Source organism: Cryobacterium sp. MLB-32, assembly GCF_000738085.1.
Classification (GTDB): domain Bacteria; phylum Actinomycetota; class Actinomycetes; order Actinomycetales; family Microbacteriaceae; genus Cryobacterium.
Map to the genome: position 1 here is coordinate 21,279 of NZ_JPRS01000097.1, position 11,208 is coordinate 32,486.

Annotated in this window: 9 protein-coding genes and 1 pseudogene; 4 read left to right on the forward strand and 6 right to left on the reverse strand. The window is 66.3% G+C overall.

From position 1 onward, the window contains the following. The first annotated feature begins 78 nt into the window (after positions 1-78). Positions 79-2,042 (forward strand): annotated as a pseudogene (locus tag JF66_RS11135) (M13 family metallopeptidase). A gap of 126 nt (positions 2,043-2,168) precedes the next feature. Beyond that, positions 2,169-3,071: a serine hydrolase gene (locus JF66_RS11140; protein ID WP_035877888.1), complete on the forward strand. Its 903-nt coding sequence runs from the start codon at positions 2,169-2,171 to the stop codon at positions 3,069-3,071. A 507-nt stretch (positions 3,072-3,578) separates the two neighbouring features. Here JF66_RS11140 and JF66_RS11145 read toward each other — a convergent pair. From JF66_RS11145 to JF66_RS11160, 4 genes are all read right to left on the reverse strand, one after another. Then, the gene (locus tag JF66_RS11145; protein WP_035877889.1) at positions 3,579-3,905 is read right to left on the reverse strand and encodes a protease inhibitor I42 family protein; all 327 of its coding nucleotides are present in this window, start codon (positions 3,903-3,905) and stop codon (positions 3,579-3,581) included. Beyond that, complete coding sequence (locus tag JF66_RS11150) at positions 3,899-4,330, reverse strand: hypothetical protein (RefSeq protein ID WP_035877891.1); 432 nt, start codon at positions 4,328-4,330, stop codon at positions 3,899-3,901. The genes JF66_RS11145 and JF66_RS11150 overlap by 7 nt, the downstream gene beginning before the upstream one ends. Before the next feature lie 49 nt (positions 4,331-4,379). After that, on the reverse strand, positions 4,380-5,495 hold the full coding sequence (locus JF66_RS11155) for a C1 family peptidase (RefSeq protein ID WP_051973434.1): 1,116 nt from the start codon (positions 5,493-5,495) through the stop codon (positions 4,380-4,382). A gap of 325 nt (positions 5,496-5,820) precedes the next feature. After that, positions 5,821-6,783, reverse strand: coding sequence for an RNA polymerase sigma factor RpoD/SigA (locus tag JF66_RS11160; protein ID WP_051973435.1), 963 nt, complete (start codon positions 6,781-6,783; stop codon positions 5,821-5,823). A gap of 169 nt (positions 6,784-6,952) precedes the next feature. Here JF66_RS11160 and JF66_RS11165 point away from each other — a divergent pair, with 169 nt between their 5' ends. Both JF66_RS11165 and xylB read left to right on the forward strand, forming a co-directional pair. Then, entirely contained in the window at positions 6,953-7,429 is a 477-nt protein-coding gene (locus JF66_RS11165; protein ID WP_035877893.1) for a hypothetical protein, read from the forward strand. Between the two features lie 103 nt (positions 7,430-7,532). After that, positions 7,533-8,936 carry a xylulokinase gene (xylB, locus tag JF66_RS11170; RefSeq protein ID WP_035877895.1) on the forward strand — a complete coding sequence of 468 codons (1,404 nt, stop codon included), beginning with the start codon at positions 7,533-7,535 and terminating at the stop codon, positions 8,934-8,936. Here xylB and JF66_RS11175 read toward each other — a convergent pair. Together JF66_RS11175 and JF66_RS11180 are read right to left on the reverse strand one after the other, a co-directional pair. Next, positions 8,924-9,937 (reverse strand): NAD-dependent epimerase/dehydratase family protein, encoded by a 1,014-nt coding sequence (locus JF66_RS11175; protein WP_035877897.1) that lies wholly within the window; start codon positions 9,935-9,937, stop codon positions 8,924-8,926. The two genes, xylB and JF66_RS11175, sit on opposite strands and share 13 nt — an antisense overlap. 141 nt (positions 9,938-10,078) lie before the next feature. Next, positions 10,079-11,208, reverse strand: a 1,130-nt coding sequence (locus JF66_RS11180) for an HNH endonuclease signature motif containing protein (RefSeq protein ID WP_051973436.1), incomplete at its 5' end; no start/stop codon positions are given.

Here is an 11,208-nt window from a genome sequence, read left to right on the forward strand (position 1 = left end):
ATCGAACGTGTCCTGTAGTCCGCTGGGACTCTGACCTGACTGCACCGCGGTCACGGCACACCGGAATAGGCTGGGGCCATGACTGATCAGGTGAGCGCATCCGGAATCGACCTTACAGAGCTTGACCCGGAGACCCGGCCCCAAGACGACCTGTTTCGCCACGTCAATGGCATGTGGATCGCGCGCAGTGAAATCCCCGCGGACAAGGCGCGCTGGGGCTCCTTCTCGCTTCTCGCCGAAGAGTCCGAGAAGGCGGTGCGCGACATCATCATCGAGGCGCAGTCGGCCGCCCCCGGCACGCTCGAACGCAAGTTCGGCGACCTCTACACGAGCTTTCTCGACGAGGATCGCATCGAAGCGCTCGGAGCGACGCCGCTCGCCGCCAACCTCGCCACCGTCGATGCCGTGACCACCATCTCCGAGCTGCTCAGTAACCTTGGACGCCTCGAACGTGCGGGCGTGAGCGGCGCCTTCCACCTCTTCGTCGACAACGACCCGGGAAACCCCGAGCAGTACCGCGTGTTCATCGAACAGGGCGGCCTCGGGCTTCCCGACGAGTCGTACTACCGCGAAGACAAATTCGCCGACATTCGCGCGGCCTACGTGCCCTTCGTAGCGAAGATGTTCCGTCTGGCCGGCCTCGACAACACCGAGGAGCGCGCCAGGGGCGTCTTCGATCTCGAAACCGAGCTGGCCTCGCACCACTGGAACAAGGTCGAGACCCGCGACAGCGAGAAGACCTATAACCTGCGCACCTGGGGACAGGTGTCCGCCCTCGCGGCCGGTGCCGACATCGACCTCTGGCTCGAAGGTATCGACGCTCCGGCCGGCACCCTGGACGAGGTCATCGTGCGCGAGCCGAGTTACATCGTGGGCCTGGCCGCCACGATGACCGAGGACCGGATCGAGTCCTGGCGTGACTGGCTGCGCTGGCAGATCATTCGCTCCAGCGCCTCGTACCTGTCGGGCGACTTCGTGGAGACGAGCTTCGACTTCTACGGTCGCACACTGAGCGGCACGCCTCAGCTGCGCGAGCGCTGGAAGCGCGGCGTCTCCCTCGTGGAGGGAGCCCTGGGCGAGGCCGTCGGCCGTATCTACGTGGACCGGCACTTCCAGCCGAGCGCCAAGGAGAGCATGGATGTGCTCGTCGACTACCTCGTGCAGGCCTACCGTGAGAGCATCAGCACGCTGGGCTGGATGACCGAGGAGACCCGAGGCCGCGCCCTGGAGAAGCTCGAGAAGTTCACACCCAAGATCGGGTACCGGTGAAGTGGCGCGACTACTCAGCCCTCGAGATGAACGCGAGCGACCTGATCAGCAATGTGCGGGCGACGAATGAATTCGAGTTCCAGCGTGAGCTGGGCAAGATCGGCAAGCCGCTCGACCGTGACGAGTGGTTCATGACCCCGCAGACGATCAACGCGTACTACAACCCCGGTTTCAACGAGATCGTGTTCCCCGCCGCCATCCTGCAGTTCCCGTTCTTCGTTGCCGAGCGTGACGCGGCGGCGAACTACGGGGCCATCGGGGCCGTGATCGGGCACGAAATCGGCCACGGCTTCGACGACCAGGGATCGAAGTACGACGGCGACGGTCGCCTCACCGACTGGTGGACCGAAGAAGATCGTGCGGCTTTCGAGCAGCGCACCAGCTCGCTGATCGCGCAGTACGACGCGCTTTTCCCGAAGCAGGTTCCCGACCACCACGTGAACGGCGCCCTGACGATCGGCGAGAACATCGGCGACCTTGGCGGGCTGTCCATCGCTTGGAAGGCCTATGTTCTGTCGCTGGGCGGCGAGGAGTCGCCGGTCATCGACGGACTCACCGGTGCGCAGCGGTTCTTCTTCTCCTGGGCTCAGGCCTGGCAGATGAAGCTCCGCGATGCGGAAGCGATTCGCCTGTTGTCGATCGACCCGCACTCCCCGAATGAATTCCGATGCAACCAGATCGTTCGAAACATCGATGAGTTCTACACGGCATTCGGTGTGGCCGAGGGCGATGCCCTCTGGCTCTCCCCGGAACAGCGCGTCACAATCTGGTAGCGCGGTCGGTTTCGGGCGGGGCTCCGACCGGGTGCCCCGCCTCGGTGTCTGGTGGCCCAACATCCGCGTGAGCTAGGGTGATCGCGGGGAAACGTCGAAAGCACGAGAGGCTTGTCGAGAGTGGTTATGGCAGTCCGAGATTCCGAGAAGCGCTCGAGGCATGCGGCCGAACACCGTGGCAAACACCTCGGCTCCGAGGCCCCGGAGAACTTTTCCCGCGGCTTTGAGGCGCTCGGCAGCCTTGCCGTGAACGGCGTGCAGGTGTCGGCGCGCGCCACCGACCTCACGACCGGCCGCGTGCTGTTCTCCGTTGACGACCACGTCGTCATGCCCACGGCGAGCGTGGGAACCGTGCTGTTGCTCATCGAGGTGGCCGCCCGGCTGCGCGACGCCGATTTCGGCGCCTACACGCTGCTCGACCGAACCGTGGCCGACTCGGTGTCGGGCTCGGGCATCTGGCAGCATCTGCAGGCGCCGTCGCTGCCCATCGCCGACCTCGCCGCCCTGGTGGGGGCGAGCAATGACAACCTCGCCACGAATGTGCTGATCCGAGCGGTCGGACTCGAGGCCGTGCACGCCCGCACCGAAAGCCTTGGGCTCAGCCGTTCGGCTCTCCTCGACCGGGTGCGGGACCACCGCGGCCCGGACGATGCACCTCAGCTGTCGGTTGGCAGCGCCAAGGAACTCACCTGGCTGTTCACCGCACTCGCCCGAGGCGAGATCATCGACGCCGAGACGAGTGGTCGGGTTCTCGGCTGGTTGTCGCTCAACACGGACCTGACGCTCGTGGCCTCGGCGTTCGGCCTCGACCCGTTCGCCCACCGGGCGGGCGACCACGGGCTGCTTGTGGTGAACAAGACCGGAACGGATGCGGGCGTGCGCAGCGAGGTGGGAATCCTCCGCGGCCCGCGCAGCGGCGTGACGTATGCCGTGTCGATGTCCTTCTCCGACACGACGCTCCCCGTGCGGCTGGCCGTGCTCGACGGCCTCCGTTCGATCGGTCTCGACCTGCTGGAGTACGTGCACTGACCCCAGCCGCCCGGGTTGGAGGGTCGTCGTGCGGGGTCTCGATCTCGACAGGCTCGATCCAAGCGCTCCTTCGTCGCGCCTCGACCGGCGAGAGGGGAGGGGCGCTGCGGTTTCCCCATTCCGTTGGTCGAGGAACGCCGTCTACGGCGTGTCTCGAGACCCGGTGACTCGAGTTTGAGGGTCGGGTTGCGGGGTCTCGATCGCTCCTTCGTCGCGCCTCGACCGGCGAGAGGGGGAGGGGCGCCGCATTTCCCTAGTAGACCCGGTGAGCCGGGTTTGAGAGTGAGGTTGCCTGGCCTCGATCGCTCCTTCGTCGCGCCTCGACCGGCGAGAGGGGGAGGGGTGCTGCGGTTTTCCCATTCCGTTGGTCGAGGAACGCCGTCTACGGCGTGTCTCGAGACCCGGTGAGCCGGGTTTGAGGGTCAGGTTGCGGGGTCTCGATCTCGACCGGCGAGAGGGGGAAATACGCTGCATCTCCTGAGGAGACCAGCCGGGTCGGTTTGCGGGTCAGGACGTGACGTTGACTTCCACGTCGACCCGCTCGATCGGCGTGTCTTCCCAGGGGCGCATGAGGGCGAGCCTGAGATGAGCTGTGCCATCTGCAACGGCGCGGAACGTGAGGATCCGCCCAGCCGCCGCCCCCGGCATGGCGCCGACAAAGCGGTCGAGCCGATCCTCATCGAGGTGCACGTTCGCGGGCTCGGTCTCGACCTTCCAGAGGTAGCCGGCCCCGCCGATCTGATTCAATCGAATTTCCAGCGTGTCGCCGACCGGAAGGTCGACAACCGCGCCGGAAACCGGATTGTCCAGCACCCGATGGCTCACGGTCACCACACGTACATGCTGTTGATCGTGCCCGCGGGGTTCTCGTCGGCGTAGGGCGCCGAGCCGGTAGTGCGTGCGTGCGCCGAGAGCAGCGTGAGCGCCGTCGACCCGGTGTCGGTCAGCGGGTCAAGCCGTTTCCACCCCGAGGTCTGCAGGAAGACCCACGCGTTGCGGTTGCTTTGCTCGGCCCACAGCGCTGTGATCAACTGCCCGTTGATGGCGACGCCGACAGACTCCCGCGAAAACAGTGAACCGGGTGGATCCATGTTCGGAACGTTGGCGGGTGCCGCCTCGACCTCGATCTCCGCCACGGAGAGCGCGAACAGGTCGGCGAGATCCTGCGCGGAAAGCTGGCGCGGCATCGTGTCTGTGGGGCGCGGTGCGGCGCTCGGGTTCGATCGCGATCCGCCGGGTCGATCGTTGGTGAATGTCATGGTGGTGCTCCTTCACTCTTGTGTGTGCTTCGTCGTGTGTGGGGGGTGATCAATAGGTGTACGTCTGGGTGACGACGCCGTCGTCGGAGAAGGCGTTGATGTACGCGCTCTTCTCCTTCGCGGTGAGCAGGTCCGAGAACATGGCCAGGTGGGCCGTACCCGTGAGGCCGCCGACCCGCAGCCATCCGTTGTCTTGCACGTAGACCCAACCGTTGCGGTCGTGGCCCGTGGCGTAGGCGCCGATCACCTTCTTGCCGGCGGTCCAGGTGCGCAGGTAGACGCCGGTGACGCCCACATTCGCCCAGGAGTCGATCCAGACCTCGCCGTACTTGATGTATCCGAAGCCGGCCATGCCCCAGGTGGTGCCCCAGCTGTTCTTCACGATCCAGGCCCCGAGGGTGTCGTCGTAGCCGACGATCGCCACGCAGTGCCCGCCCTCCTGAACTCCCGTGACGTGCTGGTACACGCCGGAGTGGTAGCTGAAGAAGTCCGTGTACACCACAAAGCAGCCGGTGACGGGGCCGTAGGTGGTGAGGTGGTTCTTGATCGCGAGGATGTTGTTCGTCACGTCGGCCGTCGCCGTCGCCTTCGCGCGGTGCTGCTCCCACGTTGACGGGAGGGACCCGCCGTTGGAGTTTCCCGCGGAGTACGCCCACTCCGATTCATACGTCACGCCCCGACTCGTGGCAAAGGTGAGCGCCGGAAGCGGCATCCAGCCCGTGTTGCAGTTCACGCCCACGGTGGACCCCCAGCCGTAGAAGAGGTGCGCCTCGGAGAGGTCGACGTCGAGGCTGGGAGTGCCGCGGGTGTACCGTGCCGTGCCCTCGAGCACGGCGACGGATCCGAAGGCCACGCAGGATCCGCAGTTGAGCTGGTTGCGGATGCCGGCGACGTAGCTCACGCCGTTTCGGTCGTTCAGGTTGAATTGGGTGGGGAGTGCGGTGGCGTCGCGGAATGCGCCGCCGGCGACGGTGGCGCGAATCTTGTCACCGCGGGCGTTGAGCTCGGCCTGTTCCTCGTCGCTCGGGAGAGGCACGCCGAGTAGCGTGGCTCGCTGGGACGGGGACAGCCGGGTAAGGGCGTTGTCACTCGCCTCCCAGGGGCCGTTCTCCTTCCCGAGCGCCGAGCGGATGGCGGCAACGTCAAACTTGTCTGACTCAGCCATTTCTGATCCTTTCCTGTCGTGGATGCGGCGCGCAACACGCACTCGGATGCCGGATGCTCTCATGCCGAATGAAGGCTGCATCCGCGTTCGACGACAGGATCGGGGCGGTGTGAACACACAACCGATTCATGAAGCGCTCCAACGTGGTGACCGGCCCGAGGCGGGCCGACTCTCGGCGATCATTGAAGCGCACGCCGCGTTACTCGGGCGTTACCGAGGCGTTACCACCGGCGTTTCGCGCCGGGCTGCGCGGCGCATTCTTCAGGCTGCGCATCGTTCAGTCTGCGCATCCTTCAGGCTGCGCATCGTTCAGTCGGGGTATCCCCTAGTCGGTGAGGTAATGCTCGAGCCGGGGCACGCGCAGCAGAAGCAAGGCGCGTTTTTCGATCTGCCGCACGCGCTCCCGGGTGACGCCGTGGATGCAGGCGAGCTGATCGAGGGTGTGGGGATCCTGCCCATTGAGCCCGTATCGGGCCTCGACGATGGAACGTTCTCGCTCGGGCAAGGCGGCCAGAGCGCGTGCGATGTCGTGGGTCTGCATCGACTGCGCGGCGTATTCCTCGGGCTGCGGCAGGTCGTCGTCAACGATGAGTTCGGAGATGATGCCGGCGCCATCGCCGACGGGGGTGTGCAGCGACAGTGGTTCCATGTCGTAGCGCAGGAGCTTCGCGACCTCGGTGGACTCGATCTGGGTGGCAGCAGCGATCTCGGGCAGCGTCGGCATGCGATCGAGGGAGCCGGTGAGCTCGCGTTCCGCCCGTTTGACGCGATTCAGTTTCTCGGCGGTGTGTGCGGGGATACGGATCATGCGCGCCTTGTCGGCGATCCCTCGATGGATGGCCTGTCGGATCCACCAGGTGGCATAGGTCGAGAACTTGTACCCCGTCGTGAAGTCGTATTTTTCGACGGCTCGAACGAGGCCGATATTACCGTCCTGCACAACGTCCATGATCGGGGTGCTTCGTCCGGAATAGTGTTTGGCGATGCTCACGACCAATCGCAAGTTGCACTCGATGAACCGATTACGGGCACGCTGCCCGTCGTGGACCAGCCAGGCAAGCTCCCGTTTGAGGCTCGGATCGCACGGCACGTCGCTGCATTCGTACCGGGTCAGGCGTGCCTCAGCGAAAAGCCCGACTTCGATTCGGCGGGCAAGTTCGACTTCCTGATCGGCGGTGAGGAGGGTGCCGCGGCCGAGACGATGGAGGTACGCGCCGAAGGCATCCGTCGAGGCGTAGTCGGGTGTGGACGTCAGGGTGGCGGTCGAACGGTCTGCTGCGGGGGCCATGAGCGATGCCCTTCACTGATCGAGTGGAGTGCTCCCAGGTGGAGTATTCCCATGGCTTGAGTGTCGTGAATCCCCTTGGGCCGGGATAGGGCCTAACGTCCCACAAACGACCATTTACATCGGTGGCGGGATCTGATAAATACATTCCACAAGAGAATGGAGCCATGACATGAGCGCCTTCGCATCCGCCCGACGTGCTGCGGTGCCGCAGCCCCCACGCAACCAGATCGACGGCACTCCCCGGCCAATCCTGGGCGTGCTGAACGATCTCGCTGCGTACCTGCCCTCCGAGGGAATCGCGGTCTACATCGCGATCATCGCCTTCGGATCGGGGTTGAACAGCGCCGCGGTGCCGTGGATAGCGGTGGCCGCAGCCATACTGCTCAACGGCATCGTGACGGTCGTCGTCTACCGCGCGCTGATCAGCGCTGCCGACCGCCCGGGGGCGGCTCGACTGTCCCTCCTCGTGATCGTCACGACCTTTCTGTCGATGGTCTACATCGCGTCACTCGAGGGCAATCCCTTCCAGGTCAGCCTGGGCTGGAACCTGATCTGGCCCGGCATTGTGGCCATCGTGTTGGTCGCTGTCATGCCCTTCCTGGCCCCCGTGCTCGGGCTGCGGCGGCGTGAACTCGACACGGACTAGGTCTGATTTCAGCGCGTCACGACAACCCTCAGCCTGCGCCCTCGAAGGATGCAGTGAGGCCCGCCGCTAGGCTGGGTCGAACGGTTTCGAGGGAGATGCCAGCATGAGCGCACGCCGAGTAGTGGCCGGAGTCGACTCGTCGACCCAGAGCTGCAAGATTGTCACCGTCGATGCCGATACCGGTGAGTTGCTGCACCTGCGCAGCGCGCCGCATCCCGATGGCACGAGCATCGACCCCGACCGTTGGTGGGACGCCTTCACAGCGGCGGGCGGCGACGACCTTGATGGAGTCGCTGCCCTCGGCGTGAGTGCCCAGCAGCACGGCATGGTGGCCCTCGACGAGGCGGGAGTTCCGGTGCACGACGCACTGCTCTGGAACGACGTGCGGAGCGCCCCGCAGGCCGCCGCCCTCACCGACCAGTACGGCGCGGCCATGTGGGCCGACGAGGTCGGTGTGGTGCCGGTGGCCTCGTTCACCATCACTAAGCTCGCCTGGCTCGCGCAGAATCGGCCGGAGTTGGCGGCGCGGGTGGAGCAGGTGCTCTTGCCGCATGACTGGCTGACCTGGAACATTCTGGGCCGCCCTGCCGAGGCGACGACGGACCGCAGTGATGCCTCGGGCACCGGGTACTTCTCGGTGCACACGAACTTGTACCGGCCCGACCTGGTGGAGGGAGCACTGGGTCACTCTGCTCGGCTTCCGCGGGTGCTCGGCCCGGCTGAGCGCGCGGGCGTCACGAAGAATGGCATGGTGGTGTCGGCGGGAGCGGGCGACAACGCCTCGGCCGCGCTCGGGCTGGGCGTCGGCGAGGGTGATGTGGTGGTGTCGATCGGCACGAGCGGCACCGTTTTCGCCAGCACGCAGGCGCGCATCGCGGACGCGTCGGGTGCCGTTGCCGGGTTTGCGGATGCCGTGGGCGGCCAGTTGCCGCTGCTCGCCACGATCAACGGCGCGCGCACGCTCGTGGCGACCGCGCAGATGCTCGGCGTCGACATCGCGCGGTTCGGCGCGTTGGCGCTCGAGTCTCCGGTGGACGCCGACGGATTGCTCATGCTGCCGTATCTCGATGGTGAGCGCACCCCCAACCTCCCCGAGGCCACCGGGTCGTTGACGGGTATGCGCCGGGCCAACATGACGCCGGCGCACCTGGCGCAGGCATCCGTTCTTGGGCTGGTCTGCAGCCTTGCCGACGCCCTCGACGCGCTGCGCCGACAGGGCGTCACCGTTCGCCAGGTCATCCTGATCGGAGGTGGCTCCCAGTCGCCCGCAGTTCAGAAGATCGCCGCGGATGTCTTCGGCGTGCCGGTTGTGCTGCCGGCACCGGGCGAATACGTGGCCCTCGGGGCCGCACGTCAGGCAGCGTGGGCCCTCGACGGTGGCACCGACTTTCCCGACTGGCCGCGCGGCACCACCGCGCGGGAGTTCGAGCCGGCCGCCGATCGTTCCTGGGCTCAGGGGGTTCGGTCGAACTACGCCGAGCAGCGCCGCGCACTCTACGGGGTGTAGCCGACCCGGTCCCGTTGGGTGAAGGCGTCTTCCTCGGCGTAGCGAAACCAATCGCGCTCGCCGCGGCGTGCCGCCGTGTGGGGGAACACCTGCCGCCAGGTCTCGCCGCGTTCCTGGGCGGCCGTCACGGCGTCCGTTGTCCAGCGGATATCGTCGGCCAGGCTCTCAAGGTAGGTCGCCGCGGGTCGGTAGCCGAGCTGTTCGCGCGCCGCGCTCATGCTCAGCACGCCGGACTGCCAGTGGTCCCAGGGGCTGGCGCCGATACCCCGCACCGGCGGACCCGAGAAGGTACGCACCTCGGCATCGTGTTGCATGAGGGCGAAGATGGCCCGTCCGATGTCGGCGGGGGAGTGCGCGGTGTCATCCGCCGCGTTGAGCACTCGTCGGCCGGGTTGCTGCGCGCACAGGAGCACGAGCTGAGCCACGTTGGCGGCCGCCGAGGTACTGAGAGGGTGCCCGCCGTCGTCGGCGAGCAAAACGCTGCTCCGCCCATCGAATACGCGCTTGATGAAGAACCATTCGCGTAGCTCGGTCGTGTGGGGGCCGTGAATCGCGCCCGGCCGCAGGATGCTCACCGGCAGATCCTGAACTCGAAACAGTGCGCGCTCCAGGCGCGCTTTGGCTGCCGGGTAGCTCATGCCGGCCCCGGGGATCACCGGGGCGTCTTCGGCCAGTGGCCAGGCATCGGGCGGGTGCGCGTAGAGCATTCCCGTGCTGATCACCACGAGCGAGCCCACGTCGCCGGCGAGGCCGGCGAGCTGGGTGGCATTGTCAGCGTCGAAGGCCGCGGTGTCGAGCACAAGGTCGCGCCCGCGGGCCGCCGCGAGCAGCGCACCGGTGTCGGCATGATCCAGACGGATGGTGCGGGTCTCGCCGCTCAGCGCCTCGGACGTTTCCCCGCGGTGAGCAACTGTCACGTCCCAGCCTGCACGCACGAGTCTGCTCGTGGCCGCTACCCCGAGCTGGCCGGATCCCCCGATGACGAGCGCATTCTTGCCCATGCAGCAACCGTAGGTGCTGCCCCCCGATCGGCCGCGGGGGCGCGGCGAGCATTCGCGTGAAGGCCCCCTTTCGGGGGCGATCGCGCGCATTGGGTGCTGATCAGATTGAGGTCATTTGGGCACGAAGTCTCATGTCTTGCCTCAGTTCAGCTGATTTTCACCGATCGCGTCGGTACGCGACGAGGTAGATCGTTCGTCGCGTTCGTCGCGTTCGTCGTGGTCGTTAGAACGGTGCTGTGTTGAGCCTGTGTTCGGGATGCTCCAGGGGTCGAGCCAGGTTTTTGGTTTCGTTGCTGGTTCGGTCGTGGGGATGGTGGGTCTGATTCGGGTGGCGGGGTGGGTGGCGTAGTGCTTGCCGGCCGGGCTGGTCCAGTTGAGGGTGCCGTCCTTGCTCTGTTCGACCGCCCATCCGGTTTCGTGTTTGACCCGGTGGCTGCGTTTGCAGAGGTTGGCGAGGTTCGAGAACACGGTTTCGCCGCCTGATTCCCAGGGGATGGTGTGGTCGATGTCGCAGTCCTGCGCGCGGCGGTTGCACCCGGCGGCGCGGCACGATCCGTCGCGGAGCTGCAGCCAGCGCCGGAGTTCTGTCGGCACCTTGTACTTGGTGCGTCCGAACGAGAGCACCGCGCCCGTCTCCGGGTGGATGAGGATGCGGGTGAAGCTGCTCGCGGTGCCGGCGATCCTCCGGGCGGTTTCCGGGTCGATCGGCCCGAACCCCTCCAGCGTGCCGGATTCCTCGCTCTTGCCCATCAGGGTGAGCACGGGGACGGTGACGTACACATTGCCGCGAATCCCTGCGCCGAGCCCCGTCTCGGTGACACCGCGAAGCAGGAGGTCCACGGCAGCGTCGGTGCGCAGTTGCGGGAGGGTGCGGGGTTCGTCAGCCGACTGGAGGTTTTTCGCCATCGCTTCAACCCGGTCCCTGATCGCACTGGCATCCTCATTGCTCAGGGTCATCTCTAGATACGCCATGCCGTCACGGCCCGGGCCGACAAAAAAGCACCGGTCAGCGAGGGCGCGTTTGTGCCGCACGGTGATCGACTCCGGGTGGGTCAGTTCCCGAATGCGGATGGCTTTCTTCGTGAACTGCGGCACCGTCAGGGTCTCACTCTCAGTGAGAGCCTCTCGTTCGAAGTCCTGCCAGGCCTCATCGGGGAGGGCCAGAACGTTGTCGATGATGACCTCGACGTGGCGGTAACTGATGTCCCCGCGCGTCAGGGCTGCTCGGGTGGCGGGCAGCTTGTGCTGCAGGAGTTCGCTGTGGCACATGA

Bases quoted from the DNA above. Each gene is read 5' to 3' on its own strand.
- xylB (WP_035877895.1), top strand. From the start codon at position 7,533: ATGAGCGCACGCCGAGTAGTGGCCGGAGTCGACTCGTCGACCCAGAGC.
- JF66_RS11150 (WP_035877891.1), bottom strand. From the start codon at position 4,330: ATGACATTCACCAACGATCGACCCGGCGGATCGCGATCGAACCCGAGC.
- JF66_RS11175 (WP_035877897.1), bottom strand. From the start codon at position 9,937: ATGGGCAAGAATGCGCTCGTCATCGGGGGATCCGGCCAGCTCGGGGTA.
- JF66_RS11140 (WP_035877888.1), top strand. From the start codon at position 2,169: ATGGCAGTCCGAGATTCCGAGAAGCGCTCGAGGCATGCGGCCGAACAC.
- JF66_RS11160 (WP_051973435.1), bottom strand. From the start codon at position 6,783: ATGGCCCCCGCAGCAGACCGTTCGACCGCCACCCTGACGTCCACACCC.
- JF66_RS11155 (WP_051973434.1), bottom strand. From the start codon at position 5,495: ATGGCTGAGTCAGACAAGTTTGACGTTGCCGCCATCCGCTCGGCGCTC.
- JF66_RS11165 (WP_035877893.1), top strand. From the start codon at position 6,953: ATGAGCGCCTTCGCATCCGCCCGACGTGCTGCGGTGCCGCAGCCCCCA.